This window comes from Streptomyces sp. P3 (genome assembly GCF_003032475.1).
Classification (GTDB): Bacteria; Actinomycetota; Actinomycetes; order Streptomycetales; family Streptomycetaceae; genus Streptomyces.
This window is the reverse complement of record NZ_CP028369.1, coordinates 6947378-6964475: the sequence shown is the minus strand read 5'-3', so window position 1 is coordinate 6964475 and position 17098 is coordinate 6947378. Positions and strand designations below refer to the sequence as shown.

Here is a 17098-nt window from a genome sequence, read left to right as displayed (position 1 = left end):
CGAGCGGACCGGCGCGAGCCGGCGGCGCGCAGGCGATTCGTCGGCCCGGCCCTCGTACCGTGCCCGCGTCGGTGCTTCAGACCGGCGCCCCCGGCTCCGGTCCCGCCACGTCACCGGTCACCGGTCACCGGTCGTGCAGACGCGCGGGGCGTCCTGCCGCCGTCCGGACCGTATCCGAAGCGGATCAGCAGCTGCGGGCAGCGCCGCTGCCTCGATCCGGCCAGCGCCGCCCGCAGGTCCGGCCACTCCATCGCCTGGTGCAGCATCGAGGTGCGCACCCCGCGCAGGGTCGCCGTGAGCAGCACGCGCTGCAGGGCCTGGCCCGCCCTCAGCCAGTCCTCCCGCCGGTCGCGCTCGGTCCACAGCAGGGCCACCTGGGCGTGGCGCTCGAAGCGCAGGACCGGCGGGCGTGACGCCGGGAGTTCTCCGGTGAAGTCCCGCATCGGCATCCGCCCGGAGGCGTCCGGCGGGCCCAGGGCTGCGAGGGGAATGCCGTAGGAGGTGTCCGCCCCCGGGGCGGTGACCCAGGTGCGTGCCTCGGCCTTACGGTCCGGGCGGCCGGCGTTGCGGGCCTCGGCCGCCTCGGTCAGCCGCAACAGGCGCCGGGTCCCCACGATGTCGGGGACGTCCAGGTACGCGCCCTCGCTCCTGGCCGAGCCGATCATCTCCGTCACGATCGGCTCCGGGACCGGCCGGCCGGTGAAGGGCATCCGGCTCGTGTGGCGTCGCTCGATGGCCTCGTACAGGACGTCCAGGGACGCCTGCCCCTCGGCCACGGGCCCGATCGTCAGTCGCACCGTGGCCGGCGGATCGTGATCGTCCGCGGCGGGGAGCAGCCGCACGACGGTATTCCAGCCCAGATGCGCGGCGGCCAGGCGGAGGTTGAAAACGGCCGCGCCCACCGACAGGTACTGGGCCCGCCGCTCCGGATCGGTCCTCGGCAACCAGCGTTCCCGGTCGACACGGACCTCGATCGACCGGCTGTCCGGATCCAGACGGAACCGCCAGGGCTGGGTGTTGTGGATCGACGGTGCCGCCACCGCCGCGGCCAGCAGGGCCTGAACGGCTGTGGCGTCGACTTCCCCGGTCTGCATCTGGGCTCCTTCACCTGCTCTTCCTCGTGTCCGACAACCTTCTGCGGACATCTCGCTGCCCGGGAGGGTTGACCGGCCCCTCCCGACGGGCCATGCGGCCTCGATCCACGAGCCGGGCCACGGCGCCGGCAGTCGGGCCTCCTCCAGGCGCGCAGGGCGGAGGGGGACGTGCCGTCAGACGCTCTTGACGGGTTCTCCCCTCCACCAGGTGCCGTGGATCGCGGCCCTCGGAGAGGAGGCGCGGGCTGGCGGGTCGGTGTCCGCCGAGGCGATGCCGGGGCGGGGGCCCGGGGCGCGAGCGGCTCTCTAGCGGCGCCGGAGGCCGCCAACGGTATGCCGCTGCGGTGGCATCAGGACGAGCTGGACGATGCGGCATCTGCGGTTCGATCCGTACCCGGCTGCATGGAGGGCCTGCCCGGCTCCCCGGCCGACCGACCCCGGCACCAGGGCCAATGGTCCCTGTCACGGCGTCCCCAAGGGGGCCGAAAGGCCGTCCGGCAGGGACCGCCGGCCCCAGGTGCGGCACGGTCGGCACCGCCTAGCGTTCCCAGCCATGGAGAACGATCAGAACGCACGGCGTCAGGCGTCGGCGGCCGGTGAAGGCTGGCCGCTCGCCGCCCGCAGGCTGCTCACCCGCAGCGAGGTGTCCGCCGACGGGCGCGCCGTGTTCGGCGAGAACGACGGCAAGTGGGAAGGCTTCTACCGGGACCGCTGGTCGCACGACAAGGTGGTGCGGTCCACGCACGGCGTGAACTGCACCGGTTCCTGCTCGTGGATGGTGTACGTCAAGGACGGCATCATCACCTGGGAGCACCAGGCCACCGACTACCCGTCGATCGGCGCCGACTGCCCCGAGTACGAGCCGCGCGGCTGCCCCCGCGGCGCGTCGTTCTCCTGGTACACCTACTCGCCCAGCCGGGTCCGCTACCCGTATGTGCGCGGGGCGCTGCTGAAGCTGTGGCGTGAGGCCCGCAAGCGGCTCGGCGACCCGGTGGCGGCCTGGGCGGAGATCACCGGCGATCCGGCGAAGGCCCGTGCCTACAAGCGGGCCCGTGGCAAGGGCGGTCTGGTGCGCGCCGACTGGGACGAGGTGTCCGAGCTGATCGCCGCCGCCCAGGTCCACACCGTCAAGGCGTACGGCCCCGACCGCGTCGCCGGATTCTCCCCGATCCCGGCGATGTCGATGGCGTCCTTCGCGGCCGGCGCCCGCTACACGTCCCTGATCGGCGGCACGCTGCTCTCCTTCTACGACTGGTACGCCGACCTGCCGGTCGCCTCCCCGCAGGTGTTCGGCGACCAGACCGACGTGCCGGAGGCCGCGGACTGGTGGAACGCGGGCTATCTGATCATGTGGGGCTCGAACATCCCCGTCACCCGCACACCCGACGCGCACTTCCTCACCGAGACCCGCTACAACGGCACCAAGGTCGTGGCGGTGAGCCCCGACTACGCCGACAACGTCAAGCACGCCGACGAATGGCTCTCCCCGCACCCCGGCACCGACGGCGCGCTCGCGATGGCCATGGGGCACGTCGTCCTGCGCGAGTTCCTCGTCGACCGCGAAGTGCCCTACTTCCAGGAATACCTGCGCACGTTCACCGACGCCCCGTTCCTGGTGACCCTGCGCGAGCACGAACGCGGTCTCGTCCCGGAGGGGTTCCTGACCGCCGCCGACCTCGGACACGACACGGAGCACGCCGAGTCCAAGACCGTACTTCTGGACCGGGCCACCGGTGAACCGGTGGTCCCCGGCGGCTCGCTCGGCTTCCGGTGGGGGGAAGCCGGGCGAGGCCGCTGGAACCTCGACCTGGGCGGGACCGTGCCCGAGTTGAGCCTGATCGACCGCGCCGAGGACACCGTCGAGATCGCCCTGCCCCGCTTCGACGAGGGCAGCACGGAAGGCGGCTCGGTCATGGTGCGCGGGGTACCTGTGCGGCGGATCGGCGGGCGCCTGGTCACCACGGTCTTCGACCTGATGCTGGCGCAGTACGGGGTGCGGCGGCCGGGGCTGCCCGGCAGCTGGCCGTCCTCGTACGAGGACGCGAGCGAGCCCTGCACCCCGGCCTGGCAGGAGACGATCACGTCGGTGCCGGCCGAGCAGGCGGCCCGGATCGCCCGTGAGTTCGCCCGCAACGCCGAGCGCACCAACGGCCGTTCGATGATCGCGATGGGAGCCGGCACCAACCACTGGTTCCACTCCGACACCATCTACCGGGCGTTCCTGGCGCTGACGACCATGACCGGCTGCCAGGGCGTCAACGGCGGCGGCTGGGCGCACTACGTCGGCCAGGAGAAGGTCCGCCCGGTCACCGGGCAGCAGCACCTGTCGTTCGCCTTCGACTGGCAGCGGCCCACCCGCCACATGGCCGGCACGTCGTACTGGTACCTCCACACCGACCAGTGGCGCTACGAGGCGTTCGGACCCGAGGAACTGGCCTCCCCGCTGGGGGAAGGACGGTTCAAGGGCAAGGGGTTCGCCGACTGCCTGGCGCAGGCCGTACGCCTGGGCTGGACGCCCGGCCACCCCGGCTTCAACCGCAACCCGCTGGACCTGACGGACGAGGCGGCCGCCCAGGGCCGTCCGGTCGCCGAGCACATCGTCGACGAGCTGAAGTCGGGGCGGCTGCGGTTCGCCGCCGAGGACCCCGACGACCCGGCCAACTTCCCGCGGGTGCTGACCGTGTGGCGGGCGAACCTGCTGGGCTCGTCCGGCAAGGGCAACGAGTACTTCCTGCGCCATCTGCTGGGCACGGACACGGCGGTCCGCTCCGAGGAGACCCCGCCCGAGCACCGGCCGAAGGACGTGGTGTGGCGGGACGAGGCTCCCGAGGGCAAGCTCGACCTGCTGGTCACCATGGACTTCCGGATGACCTCGACCGGCCTGCTCTCCGACGTCGTCCTGCCGGCCGCGACCTGGTACGAGAAGGACGACCTGTCCAGCACGGACATGCACCCCTTCGTGCACGCCTTCACCCCGGCCATAGCCCCGCCCTGGCAGGCCCGCACCGACTACGACACCTTCCTCACCATCGCCGACCGGTTCAGCGAGCTGGCGGCCCGGCATCTGGGGACGCGTACCGACGTCCTCGCGGTGCCGCTGCTGCACGACACCCCCGACGAGCTCGCCCAGCCGGGCGGCGTGGTGCGGGACTGGAAGAACGGGGAGTGCGAGCCGGTCCCGGGGCGCACCATGCCCAAACTCGTCGTCATCGAGCGGGACTACGGCGCGATCGCGCAGAAGATGCGCGCCGTCGGCCCGCTGCTGGACACGCTGGGCACCACCACCAAGGGCGTCACCGTCCACCCGGACCGCGAGATCGACGACCTCCGGCACCGCAACGGCACCGTCAGGGACGGAGTCGCTGCCGGACGGCCCTCCCTGGCCACCGCGTCCCACATGTGCGAGGCGATCCTCGCCCTGTCCGGGACCACCAACGGCCGGCTGGCCACCGAGGGCTTCCGCGAACTGGAGCGGCAGACCGGCAGCGAGGGCCTGGTGGAACTCGCCTCCGAACGCGAGGCCGAGCGGATCACCTTCGCCGACACCCGCACCCAGCCCCGGTCCGTGATCACCTCCTACGAGTGGTCCGGCTCGGAGACCGGGGGCCGCCGCTACTCCCCCTTCGTCATCAACACCGAGCACAAGAAGCCCTGGCACACCCTCACCGGCCGCCAGCACTTCTTCGTCCAGCACGACTGGATGACCGAACTCGGCGAGCAACTTCCCGTCTACCGGCCCCCGTTGAACGCGCCCCGGCACTACGGCGACGAGCATCTGCGCGAGGACGGACGGGCGGAGGTGACGGTGCGATACCTGACCCCGCACTCGAAGTGGTCCATCCACTCGAACTACCAGGACAACAAGTACATGCTCGACCTGTCCCGCGGCGGACCCACGATCTGGATGTCCACCGGCGACGCCGAGAAGATCGGCGTCAAGGACAACGAGTGGATCGAGGCGTACAACCGCAACGGCGTCGTCGCGGCCCGCGCGGTGGTCACGCACCGCATGCCGGAGGGCACGGTGTACATGTACCACGCGCAGGACCGCAATGTGAACGTCCCGAAGACCGAGGTCAGCGGGAAGCGCGGCGGCATCCACAACTCCCTGACCCGGCTGCTGCTCAAGCCCACGCATCTCGCGGGCGGCTACGCCCAGTTCACCTACGCCTTCAACTACTACGGCCCGACCGGCAACCAGCGCGACGAGGTCACCGTCATCCGCCGCCGCAGCCAGCAAGTGGAGTACTGACATGCGCGTCATGGCCCAGATCGCGATGGTGATGAACCTCGACAAGTGCATCGGCTGCCACACCTGCTCCGTCACCTGCAAGCAGACGTGGACCAACCGCACCGGAGTCGAGTACGCCTGGTTCAACAATGTCGAGACCAAGCCCGGCGTCGGCTATCCGCGCCGCTACGAGGACCAGGAGCAGTGGAAGGGCGGCTGGATGCTCGACAAGCGCGGACGTCTCGTCCTGCGCTCCGGGGGCCGGATCAAGCGGCTGCTCTCGCTGTTCTCCAACCCCGACCTGCCGTCCATCGAGGACTACTACGAGCCGGTCACCTACGACTACGACAACCTCGTCAACGCCCCCGCCCAGAAGGACATGCCGGTCGCCCGCCCCCGCTCGGTCCTCACCGGCGAGCCCACCGCCATCACCTGGGGCGCCAACTGGGAGGACGGCCTCGGCGGCGCCCCCGAGAACGCCGGCGGCGACCCCAACCTCAGCGGGGAATGGGCGCAGAAGGTCAAGTTCGAGTTCGAGCAGACCTTCCTCTTCCACCTGCCCCGCCTGTGCGAGCACTGCCTCAACCCTGCATGCGTCTCCGCCTGTCCGTCCGGTGCGATGTACAAGCGGGTCGAGGACGGCATCGTCCTCGTCGACCAGGACCGCTGCCGCGGCTGGCGGATGTGCGTGACGGCCTGCCCGTACAAGAAGGTGTACGTCAACCACGCCACCGGCAAGGCCGAGAAGTGCACCTTCTGCTTCCCCCGCATCGAGGCCGGCCAGCCCACCGTCTGCTCCGAGACCTGCGTCGGCCGGCTGCGCTACCTCGGCCTGCTCCTCTACGACGCCGACCGCGTGGGCGAAGCGGCCGCCACCCCGGACGAGAAGGACCTCCTCGACGCCCAGCGCGGGGTGTTCCTCGACCCGCACGACCCCGAAGTCCGCGCGGCGGCAAGGGAGTCGGGCATCCCGGAGGACTGGCTGGACGCGGCCCGCCGCTCCCCCGTGTACGACCTGGTGATGCGGTACAAGGTGGCACTGCCGCTGCACCCGGAGTACCGGACGATGCCGATGGTCTGGTACGTGCCGCCGCTCTCCCCCGTCCTGGACGCCGTCGACGCGGCTGGCGGCAACCAGGACGACCCCGACCATGTGTTCGCCGCCGTCACCCGGCTGCGCATCCCGCTGGAGTACCTGGCGGAGCTGTTCACCGCCGGGGACACGGACGTGGTCGCCGGGGTGCTGATGAAGCTCACGGCGCTCCGCTCGTACATGCGTGAACGCACCCTCGGCGAGTCCGGCGACGAGGCGGCGCTCAAGGCCGTGGGCCTCACCCCCCGCGAGGCGGAGGACCTGCACCGGCTCCTCGCCGTCGCCAAGTACGCCGACCGGTACGTCGTCCCCGCAGCCCACAAGGAGGACGCGGCCGCCCTGACCGCGATGGAGAACCGCTGCCCGGTCGAGACGTCCGGCGACCCCGAGCCCCGCAAGGTCATGCTCGGCATCCCCACCCTGCGCCGCGACACCACTGCCGGAGGACGTCCGTGAGCCCCCTGCCCGCATCGATTCCCGCCCTCGTGCGCACCCGCGTCCGGGCAGCCGCACGCCGCCCGGCCCGGCTCACCCCCGAGGAGACGGCGGGCCGGGCGCTGACACTGCGGCTCGTGTCGCTGCTCCTGCAGTACCCCGACGCCGAACTGACCTCATCCCGGGCAGAGTTGACCGCCGTGGTGGAGGCCATGCCGGCCACGCCCGCGGCGGAGCACCTGGCCCGGTTCACCGACTGGTTCGCCGCACAGGACCCCGAGGCGCTGGAGCGCCACTACGTCGAGATGTTCGACCTGCGGCGCCGGAGCAGCCTCTATCTCACCTACTACCTGCACGGCGACACCCGCCGCCGGGGCATGGCCCTGCTCACCCTCAACCAGCGGTACAAGGCCGCCGGCTGGGACACCGACGGCGGCGAACTGCCCGACCACCTCCCGGTCGTCCTGGAGTTCGCCGCCCTGGCCGGACCCGGCGGCGGCGAGGCGCCACTGCGCCAGCACCGGCGCGGACTGGAACTGATTCAGCACGCGCTGACCGACGCCGACTCCCCGTACGGGCATGTCCTGGCAGCGCTGCTCACCCTGCTGCCGCCGCCCACCGAGGCCGACCGCGCGGCGGTGGCCCAGCTCGCCGCCGAGGGCCCGCCGAACGAAGAGGTCGGCCTCGATCCCTACGGGACGTACGGGGAGGGGGAGTTCGCTCCGCCGGGCACCTTCGTGCCGCCGCCGGCCGCCCCGCCGACCCAGGTGCCGCCCGCTCCGACCAGCCGTACGGAAGGCCCCCGATGAGCGCCGCCCCCACCCCCCTGGCCGCAGCGTCGGCGAGCGGCGCCGACCTGCTGCTGTGGGTCGCCGTGCCCTACATCTGTCTCGCGGTGTTCGCCGTCGGACACGTCTGGCGCTACCGGCAGGACCAGTTCGGCTGGACCTCACGCACCACCCAGCTCCTCGAACACCGCTGGCTGCGCTACGGCAGCCCCCTGTTCCACCTGGGCGCCTTCATGGTGATCGCCGGACACGTCGTGGGACTCGCCGTCCCCGACTCATGGACCGAAGCCGCCGGCATCACCGAACACGCCTACCACACCACAGCCGTCTGGGCCGGCTCCGTCGCGGGCATCGCCATGGTCGCCGGACTGGGCATGCTGTCCGCACGCCGCCTGCTGACACGATCGATCCGGCTGGGCACCGACCGCAGCGACAAACTGCTCTTCCCCCTGCTGACCGCCACCGTCCTGCTCGGCATCACCGCCACCGCCGCCCACAACGTCTTCGGCCCCGGCTACGACTACCGCTCCACCGTCTCCGTCTGGTTCCGCGGCCTGTTCGTCCTGCAACCCCACCCCGAAGCCATCGCCGGAGCACCCCTGCTGTTCCAGCTCCACGCCCTGAGCGCGTTCCTGCTCTTCGCCGCCTGGCCCTTCACCCGCCTCGTCCACGTGTGGAGCGCCCCGGTCGGCTACCTCACCCGGCCCTACCTGGTCTACCGCCGACGGGCCACACCGGCTCCGACGGCAGCGGGCGGGACGCGGTCGGCGTCGGGCTCCCGGCGGGCCGCCTGAACAACGGCCCCGTGCTCGCGCCGGACGACGCGAGCACGGGGCCGCCCGCAGGCAGTGGACGCGAGCCGCCGGACAGGCCGGGTGAGGGTCCGCACCGGGACCACCGGCCGGCTCGCCTCCTTCCGGCCCACCGTGGACGAGTGGACGACCGGCGGCTCCTGGGCGACCCGGCTCACCGACCACCGTGCGACGTCACCCCCGTCGTGAGCCGCGGCAGCGTCATGTCCAGCCCGCAGGGCAGCCTGTTCGGCTTGCCCGACGTGCTGCCCGGACCGGCGGTCTTCGCGGCCGTGGCCGCCCCGGGCGTCGCCGTCCTCGCAAGGGCGCGACCGCACCGTGGGCTGCGGCTCGCGCCGGTGGGGACGGTGCGCCGGTGGGGACGGTTTCGCGCACCGGCTGATCGGACGGCCACCCTACGAGCTCGGCAGGCTCTGCCCCTACGGGGTGTCCCACGCTCCGTCCGGCGGCTTCAGCGGCCTTCGTGCTTGAGACGGTCCTGGGCCTGGGTGGCGATGACGGCGGCCTGGATGCGACGCTCCACACCGAGCTTGGCCAGCAGCCGGGAGATGTGGTTCTTCACCGTCTTCTCGGCGAGGTAGAGCCGCTGGCCGATCTGGCGGTTGGTCAGTCCCTCGCCGATCAGGGCCAGGATCTCCCGCTCCCGCTCGGTCAGATCCGGCAGGGAGTCGGGCGCGGGCTCCGGCTCCTGGCCCTGGCGCAGCCGGGCCATCAGCCTGGCGGTGGCGCTGGGATCGAGCAGGGACTGGCCGGCGGCCACCGTGCGCACGGCCGCCACCAGGTCGGACCCCTTGATCTGCTTCAGCACATAGCCGGACGCCCCTGCCATGATCGAGTCCAGCAGGGCCTCCTCGTCGTCGAACGAGGTCAGCATCAGGCAGACCAGCTCGGGCATCTGCGAGCGCAGCTCCCGGCACACGGTCACACCGTCGCCGTCGGGCAGGCGCACGTCCAGCACCGCCACCTGCGGGCGCAGTGCGGGCACGCGTACCAAGGCCTGCTCGACATTGGCGGCCTCGCCGACGACGGTGATGTCCGGTTCGTCGTTCAGCAGGTCGTGCACCCCTCGCCGTACCACCTCGTGGTCGTCCAGAAGGAAGACCCTGATCGGGTCGCCGGGGCCGGACTGCTCGCCTTCCGCCATGAAAAAAACGCTCCTCGTTCCGCGCTGTCCGAATGCTGCACCGGCCGCGGCCCGCTGGGCGCGACGCGACCGGTCCCTGTCTACCGCAGATCTTGCGCGATCCCGGGCCGAAGGGCCAGGGCCGGTCGGCCCTGCCGAGCTCAGCACGTCGTCCGCCCGCGGGAGCCCGGCCCGCCGACGCCCGGAGCGAGGACGTCGTCGGCAGCCGCAGACCGTCCCCCTGGACGAACGGGGTCGTCCGCATCCCGGGAGGTTCGTTCGGCCACGCGATCACCCGCGGACGTACGCCTACGAGGACCCGTGCGCGCCCGCCGACCCGCGGATGCCGGTACGCGACGGCATCCAGGACGCCAGCGCCCTGTGCGATCGGCGGGACGGACGGCCCGGCGCTCGAGCGGCCGCACATCGACCGTGCGACGCGGGGCGAGGCAGGGCGACGCCTTCAGAGCGCTCGCAGTCCGTGCTCGCGGAACTGCTCGCGTACCCGTTCCGTCAGATCCGGGTCCGGCGTGGCGGTGTCGCGCAGGGGGAAGGGGATGCCCAGCGCGTCGTACTTGTGGGCGCCGAGCTTGTGGAACGGCAGGACGTCCACCCGGTCGACGTTGGCCAGCCCGGCGAGGAACGCACCGAGCCCGTCGACGGCCGCCGGGTCGTCGGTCCAGCCGGGCACGAGGACATAGCGGATCCACACCGGGACGCCGAGCCGGTCCAGGCGGGTGGCGAAGTCGAGCGTCGGGGAGAGGTCCTGGCCGGTCAGCTTCCGGTAGGTGCGGATGTCGAAGGACTTGATGTCCAGCAGGACCAGGTCGGTGTCCGCGAGGAGTTCGTCGGTGGCGCGGGCGCCGAGGAAGCCGGAGGTGTCGAGGGCGGTGTGCAGACCGAGTTCCTTGCAGCGGCGGAAGACCCCGGCCGTGAACGTGGGCTGCAACAGGGCCTCGCCGCCGGTGAGGGTCACTCCCCCGCCGGCGGTGGCGATGAAGGGCCGGTACTTCTCGATCTCGGCCATCACCTCGTCGACGGTCCTCCGCTCGCCGTCGCGCAGGTGCCAGGTGTCCGGGTTGGCGCAGTACAGGCAGCGCAGCGGGCAGCCGCTGAGGAACAGCACGAACCGGGTCCCGGGACCGTCCACTCCCGTGGACAGGTCCCAGGAGTGGATTCGGCCCGTCACCGGCTCGACCGTGGTGCTCACAGTGATCCGTGGAAGGTGCGGCTGATCACGTCGAGCTGCTGCTCGCGGGTCAGGCGGACGAAGTTGACCGCGTACCCGGAGACCCGGACCGTCAGCTCCGGGTACTTCTCCGGGTGCTCCATGGCGTCCTCGAGCGTCGCCCGGTCCAGGACGTTGACGTTCATGTGGAAGCCGCCGGAGGCCGTGTACGCGTCGAGGATGCCGACCAGGTGTCCCGCCCGCTCGGCCGGGTCGTGGCCCAGTCCCTCGGGCGTGATCGTCGTGGTCAGCGAGATGCCGTCGCGGGCCTGCTCGTACGGGAGCTTGGCCACCGAGAGGGCCGAGGCGGCCACCCCGTGGCGGTCCCGGCCGTTCATCGGGTTGGCTCCGGGCGCGAACGGGGCGCCGGCGCGGCGGCCGTCGGGCGTGTTGCCGGTGTGCTTGCCGTACACGACGTTGGAGGTGATCGTCAGCACCGACTGGGTGTGCTCGGCGTCGCGGTACGTGGGGCGCCTGCGCACCTTCGTCATGAACGACTCCACCAGGCCGACGGCGAGGTCGTCCGCCCGGTCGTCGTTGTTGCCGTACGCCGGGAACTCCCCTTCGGTCCGGAAGTCGACGGCGAGTCCGGTGGCGTCGCGGAAGACCTTCACCCGCGCGTGCTTGACGGCGGACAGACTGTCCACGGTGACCGACAGGCCGGCGATCCCGCACGCCATGAACCGGTGCACCGGATAGTCGTGCAGCGCCATCTCGATGCGTTCGTAGGCGTACTTGTCGTGCATGTAGTGGATGACGTTCAGCGCGTCGACGTAGGTCTGCGCCAGCCAGTCCAGCACGCGGTCGTACGCCGCCGACAGTTCCTCGTAGTCCAGGTACTCACCGGTCAGCGGGGGCGTCGGGGGCGCGACCTGCTCGCCGGTCATCTCGTCCCGGCCACCGTTGACCGCGTACAGCAGCGCCTTGGCCAGGTTGACCCGCGCCCCGAAGAACTGCATCTGCCTGCCGACCGCCATCGCGGACACGCAACAGGCGATCGCCGTGTCGTCGCCGGTACGCGGGCGCATCAGGTCGTCGGACTCGTACTGGATCGCGCTGGTGTCGATGGAGACCTGCGCGCAGAACCGCTTGAAGCCGTCCGGCAGCCGCGGCGACCACAGGACGGTCAGGTTGGGCTCGGGAGCCGGGCCGAGGTTGTAGAGGGTCTGCAGGAAGCGGAAGGAGGTGCGGGTGACCAGCGGGCGTCCGTCGGTGCCGATACCGCCGATGGACTCCGTCACCCAGGTCGGGTCGCCGGAGAACAGCGCGTCGTACTCGGGGGTGCGCAGGAACCGCACGATCCGCAGCTTGATCACGAAGTCGTCGATCAGCTCCTGTGCCCGGGTCTCGTCGATGCGGCCTTCGTCCAGGTCACGCTGGAGGTAGACGTCCAGGAAGGTGGAGGTGCGGCCCAGCGACATCGCCGCGCCGTTCTGCTCCTTCACCGCCGCGAGGAAGCCGAGGTAGAGCCACTGCACCGCCTCGTGCGCGGTCGTGGCGGGACGCGAGACGTCGCAGCCGTACGAGGCCGCCATCTCGGTCAGCTCGCCCAACGCCCGGATCTGCTCGGCCAGTTCCTCGCGGTCACGGATGACGTCCGGAGTGGAGGGCGATGCGTCCAGCAGGGCCAGGTCCGCGCGCTTGGCCTCGATCAGCCGTGCCGTGCCGTACAGCGCGACGCGCCGGTAGTCGCCGATGATCCGGCCGCGCCCGTAGGCGTCCGGCAGCCCGGTGATGATCCCGGCCTTGCGGGCGGCCCGCATGGCGGGGGTGTAGGCGTCGAAGACGCCGTCGTTGTGGGTCTTGCGGTAGTTGCTGAAGACGCGGGTGACGAAGGGGTCGGCCTGGTAGCCGTACGCCTTCAGACCGTTCTCCACCATCCGCAGCCCGCCGTTGGGCATGATCGCCCGCCGGAGCGGGGCGTCCGTCTGCAGGCCGACGATCAGTTCCCGGTCGCGGTCGATGAAGCCCGGCCGGTGCGAGGTGATGGTGGACGGTGTGCCCGGGTCGACGTCGAGGACGCCCCGGCGCCGTTCCTCGGGGAACAGCCGGGCGACCTTCTCCCAGACGGCGAGCGTGCGCTCGGTCGGCCCGGCCAGGAACGTGTGATCACCTTCGTACGGTGTGTAGTTGGCCTGGATGAAGTCGCGCACGTCGACGTTCTCCCGCCACTGCGCGCCGGCGAAGTCGCGCCATGCCTCGGTCGTCGCCCGGGGTCCAGCTGTCACCGTTGCGGTCATCGCCGGTCTCTCCCTCGTCTGCCGTGTGAACTTTCCGTCCTGTCGATGGTCGTCGCTCACGGCGCCGGGGAGGAGGGTCGGTCGGCGTACCCGGAGCGCGCCATCGGGCCCCCGTCCGCCGGGCCGTTGGTCCCGGCCCGGACCTGACGACGAGCCCGGCGGCCGAGGAGGACGACCCGCTCGGCCCGGTCCGGTACCCGTCGGACCGGGGCGGCTCCGTTGGCCGGCCGGGGTGCCCCGGTCGTGGGTGACCCCTGCCGCCGCGGCGCGGCCACCGTGCACACCACCTTCCGCCGAGTCGTCTGTCGTCCTCGTCCCACGTCCAGGACCGTTCCGCCGCAGGGTGCCGAAGGACCCGGCCGCGGGGCCGGGCGGCCCGCCCGCGGGGCCGGGCGGCCCCTCGTCCGGCGCCGGACACGGGGAGCACGCTGGATGCGCAGGTTCGAACGCACCGCAGGCACGTCGGGAACGCTCCCGCCACGGCCTGCACGCTGCGGTCGTCGCCGGCCGGGCACCGCGGCTGCGCCGACGACTCGAAGTGACAGCGCCGAAGGAGAGGGAGACGTCATGCACGGCACCCCGCACATCGTCAGCGATGTGATGACCCAGACCGTGGCCGCCATCGGCCGCGGCGCCTCCTTCAAGGAGATCGTGCGGATGATGCAGGACTGGAAGGTCAGCGCCCTGCCCGTCCTGGAGGGCGAGGGCCGGGTCGTCGGAATCGTGTCCGAGGCCGACCTGCTGCCCAAGGAGGAGTTCCGCGACAGCGACCCCGACCGGGAGACCCAGCTGCGGCGGCTGTCCGACCTGGCGAAGGCCGGCGCGGTGACCGCCGGGGAGCTGATGACGTCACCGGCGCTCACCGTCCCGGCCGACACGACGCTTTCCCAGGCCGCTCGGACCATGGCCCGGGCGAAGGTCAAACGGCTGCCCGTCGTCGACGACGTGGGCATGCTGCAGGGCATCGTCAGCCGCGCCGACCTGCTGAAGGTGTTTCTGCGCGATGACGACGACATCGTCGAGGAGGTGCGCCGGGAGGTGGTGTCGTACCTCTTCCCCGCGTCGACGTCGTCCGTACGCGTGGCGGTGCGGGACGGGGTCGTGACGCTCGGCGGCCGTATCCGCGACACCTCCCTGATCCCCGTGGCCGCGCGTCTGATCCGGGCCGTCGAGGGGGTCGTGGACGTGGACTTCGACGTCTCCGAGCCCGACCGCTCCGCCGGGCCGCGCCCCGACCCGACGAGCGACGCCGAGAACACATCGCGCGCGTGAGGGGCCGACAGGCCACGGGCCGCGAGGGCACGGCCGCGGGGCGGGGTGGCGTGTCTTCGACGCAACCGGCTGCGACGACGGGGACGACGCGAAACCGCTGCGCGAGCGCCTGCCGTACAAGATCACCGGAACGACCGGCGAGCGCGGGCTGATCGGCTCGCACGAACTCGCCCACTACGCCGGAGCCTCGGGGCTGACGCTGTCGTACGCCTCCCTGGTGACGCGGCTGACCGAGTTCGGCAAACCGGACGCGGAACCCGAGAAGACCGACCCGGTGCCGCTGCTCATGATCGCGGTCGTGTTCGTCGTGCTGCTGACGCCGGTCGCCGTGTTCATCGCCGCCGCCGTCCGCTTCGGCGGCGAACGCCGCGACCGCCGCCTCGCCGCGCTGCGCCTGGTCGGCTCCGACCGGGGGACGACCCGGCGGATCGCGGCGGGCGAGGCGCTGGCGGGAGCCCTGCTCGGCCTGCCGCTGCTGCTGCTGCTGCGCATGATGCGCCCCGCGGGCCTGCGCACGGAACAGCCCCCGGTACGGGCCGGGACATGGGCTCCTCCTGCCAGGAGGAGCCCATCCGTGCGCGCGGGCAGGCCCGGCCCGGCGTCGGCACGGCCTTTCGACCCGGGGCGCAGGCCTCGGAGACCGGACGCCGCCTCAGGAGGGCCGTCCGCCGAACCCGGTCACACGGCCCCGGTGCCCGTACTGACGTGCGACGACGTTTCCGGGTCCGGGTACGGTCCCTGGCCCTGGCCCTGGTCCGGTGGGGGATCGGCCGGTCCGGGCAGCCCGCCGGGGCCGGCTCCCGGGACCGGGCGTCCGGTGGTGGGACGTTCCGTGGCCGGGCATCCCGGGGACGGCTCGGAGCTCTCGCCGAGGAAGCCGCCCGACTGGTGCTGCCACAGCTTGGCGTAGGCGCCGTTCGCCGCGAGCAACTCCTCGTGGGATCCCTCCTCGACGACGCTCCCCCGGTCGAGGACGACGAGACGGTCCATGCCGGCGACGGTGCTCAGCCGGTGGGCCACCACCAGGGCCGTGCGTCCTTCCATCAACCGCCACAGGGCGTCCTGGACGAGGAGTTCGCTCTCCGAGTCCAGCGCGCTGGTCGCCTCGTCTAGCAGCAGGATCGGGGCGTCGCGCAGGATGGCCCTGGCGAGGGCGACGCGCTGTCGCTGGCCGCCCGAGAGCTTCACTCCCCGCTCCCCCACCAAGGTGCCGAATCCATCCGGGAGTTGGTCGGCGAACTCCGTGACGTGTGCCGCCGTGGCCGCGGCGCGGATCTCCTCGTCGGTGGCGCCGGGCCGGGCGAAGGCGATGTTGTCCCGCAGGCTGCGGTGGAACATGGCGGGGTCCTGCGGGACATAGGCGATCAGGGAGCGCAGGTCGCTCTGGCGCAATCGGCTGATGTCCTGACCGCCGATCAGGATGCGTCCGCCGTCGATGTCCGACATCCGCAGCAGGAGCCGGGTGAGTGTGGTCTTGCCGCCGCCGGACCTGCCGACCAGACCGATCCGCGCGCCGGCGGGCACGTCCAGTTCGAGTTTCTGGAAGATCGGCTTCGCGCCCGCGTGGGCGAAGGTCACCGCCTCGAAGCGAATGCCGGTGTCCCGGGCCGCGAGCGGTTGGGGTTCCGCCGGGTCGAGCACGGTGGGCGGATCCAGCAGCAGCTCCGTGAACTGCGCGGCCTCGGTCATCGAGCTTTCCAGACGCCGGTAGATCTGGTTGAACTCGAACATGATCTGGGTCGCGTTGGAGTAGTAGGTGAACGCGACGACGACCTCCTCCACTCCCTGGCCGGGGCCTCCTAAGGCGATGGCGACCACCAGGCCCAGCACGTTCGTCAGCACCGACAGAGGGGCGATCAGGGTGTCGACGCGCAGATTGCCGTAGTCCCACGACCGCAGCATCAGGTGCCGGGATTCCGCGACCCGGCTGCGGTGTTCGTCGGCCTCCCGCCGCTCGGCCGCGAACGCCCGGATGGTCTCCATGTTCGCGAGACTGTCGGCTACATGTCCGGAGACCCGGGCGATCGCCGCCTCACGGTCGTGGACGAGCATCTGCCGGCGACGGATCACCGGCGTCGCGGCCACCACGGTCAGCGCGATCATCACGAGAAGTCCGACGACGAGCATCGGCTCGTAGCTCCACAGCACCACGGCGCCGAACACCAGGGGGACGAGACTGCCCACGATCCGGTACGTCACCGTGTCGACGAAGTCCTCGAAGCGCTTGCCGAAACTCAGCACCCGTTTGGTCAGGGAACCGGCGAAGTTGTCGTGGAAGAACGCCGCGTCCTTGGCGAGGAGTTCGTCCATGCCGCTCACGTACAGGTGTTCTATGCCGAGGGCGTCCACACGGTTCAGGCAGTGCAGCCCGACCCGCCACACCGCCTCGGCGAGCAGCAGCGTCGCGCCGAAGCCCAGCACGTACGGCAGCGCCGAGCCGAGGGTGAGACCGCCGCCGCCGGCGGCCTGTCCGGCCAGTTTGGCGATCAGCAGCGGGGCGACGTAGCGGATGCCGATGTTGCCCACGGCCGGCAGCAGCAGCGCGGGCAGGGCCAGTCGTCGTAGCCGCAGCAGTTCCAGGCCGTAGCGGCGCAACGCCAGAACGACCGCGCTCCTGCCCGGCGTCGGGCCTCTCATATCTGTTGTTCCCATCACGCTCCCGGTGGTTCGGAAGTCGGAAGTCTCCCGTCCGGGAAGCTCCGCAGTCCAGGCATTTAATGCGGAAGGGCGAGAACCGGACAGGAGAGCCCTTCTCCATACGCAGCGGACGTATCCGGTGATG

At 71.6% G+C, this 17098-nt stretch carries 11 protein-coding genes and 2 pseudogenes; 8 read left to right on the top strand and 5 right to left on the bottom strand.

The genetic code is table 11. The features are described from left to right. Positions 1-110 precede the first annotated feature (110 nt). Positions 111-1094 (bottom strand): hypothetical protein, encoded by a 984-nt coding sequence (locus C6376_RS30490; RefSeq protein WP_107446357.1) that lies wholly within the window; start codon positions 1092-1094, stop codon positions 111-113. A 553-nt stretch (positions 1095-1647) separates the two neighbouring features. Between C6376_RS30490 and C6376_RS30485 the strand changes: the two genes are divergently transcribed. From C6376_RS30485 to C6376_RS46525, 6 genes and pseudogenes are all read left to right on the top strand, one after another. Beyond that, complete coding sequence (locus C6376_RS30485; RefSeq protein WP_107446356.1) at positions 1648-5346, top strand: nitrate reductase subunit alpha; 3699 nt, start codon at positions 1648-1650, stop codon at positions 5344-5346. 1 nt (position 5347) lies between these two features. Then, positions 5348-6874, top strand: a complete 1527-nt coding sequence (gene narH, locus C6376_RS30480; protein ID WP_107446355.1) for a nitrate reductase subunit beta — start codon at positions 5348-5350, stop codon at positions 6872-6874. After that, the gene (gene narJ / locus C6376_RS30475) at positions 6871-7662 is read left to right on the top strand and encodes a nitrate reductase molybdenum cofactor assembly chaperone (RefSeq protein ID WP_107446354.1); all 792 of its coding nucleotides are present in this window, start codon (positions 6871-6873) and stop codon (positions 7660-7662) included. Before narH ends, narJ begins: the two co-directional genes overlap by 4 nt. Beyond that, complete coding sequence (gene narI / locus C6376_RS30470; protein WP_107446353.1) at positions 7659-8435, top strand: respiratory nitrate reductase subunit gamma; 777 nt, start codon at positions 7659-7661, stop codon at positions 8433-8435. The genes narJ and narI overlap by 4 nt, the downstream gene beginning before the upstream one ends. An 81-nt stretch (positions 8436-8516) precedes the next feature. Further along, on the top strand, positions 8517-8642 hold the full coding sequence (locus C6376_RS46205; RefSeq protein ID WP_301554715.1) for a hypothetical protein: 126 nt from the start codon (positions 8517-8519) through the stop codon (positions 8640-8642). Next, a pseudogene (locus C6376_RS46525) lies at positions 8639-8716 on the top strand (hypothetical protein); the annotation flags it as partial. The gene C6376_RS46205 and the pseudogene C6376_RS46525, both read left to right, overlap by 4 nt. A 188-nt stretch (positions 8717-8904) precedes the next feature. Here the strand turns inward: C6376_RS46525 and C6376_RS30465 are convergent. The 3 genes from C6376_RS30465 to pflB all read right to left on the bottom strand — a co-directional run bounded on the left by C6376_RS30465 (position 8905) and on the right by pflB (position 13044). Beyond that, on the bottom strand, positions 8905-9597 hold the full coding sequence (locus tag C6376_RS30465) for a response regulator transcription factor (protein WP_107446352.1): 693 nt from the start codon (positions 9595-9597) through the stop codon (positions 8905-8907). A gap of 442 nt (positions 9598-10039) precedes the next feature. Next, positions 10040-10786: a pyruvate formate-lyase-activating protein gene (pflA, locus tag C6376_RS30460; protein WP_173985763.1), complete on the bottom strand. Its 747-nt coding sequence runs from the start codon at positions 10784-10786 to the stop codon at positions 10040-10042. Next, the gene (gene pflB / locus C6376_RS30455) at positions 10783-13044 is read right to left on the bottom strand and encodes a formate C-acetyltransferase (protein WP_107446351.1); all 2262 of its coding nucleotides are present in this window, start codon (positions 13042-13044) and stop codon (positions 10783-10785) included. Before pflB ends, pflA begins: the two co-directional genes overlap by 4 nt. Before the next feature lie 567 nt (positions 13045-13611). Between pflB and C6376_RS30450 the strand changes: the two genes are divergently transcribed. Both C6376_RS30450 and C6376_RS45625 read left to right on the top strand, forming a co-directional pair. Continuing rightward, entirely contained in the window at positions 13612-14316 is a 705-nt protein-coding gene (locus tag C6376_RS30450; RefSeq protein WP_107446350.1) for a CBS domain-containing protein, read from the top strand. A gap of 85 nt (positions 14317-14401) precedes the next feature. Then, positions 14402-14785: pseudogene (locus tag C6376_RS45625) on the top strand (ABC transporter permease); the annotation flags it as partial. Between the two features lie 209 nt (positions 14786-14994). Here C6376_RS45625 and C6376_RS30440 read toward each other — a convergent pair. Then, complete coding sequence (locus C6376_RS30440) at positions 14995-16968, bottom strand: ABC transporter ATP-binding protein (RefSeq protein WP_254076125.1); 1974 nt, start codon at positions 16966-16968, stop codon at positions 14995-14997. Positions 16969-17098: the final 130 nt, after the last annotated feature.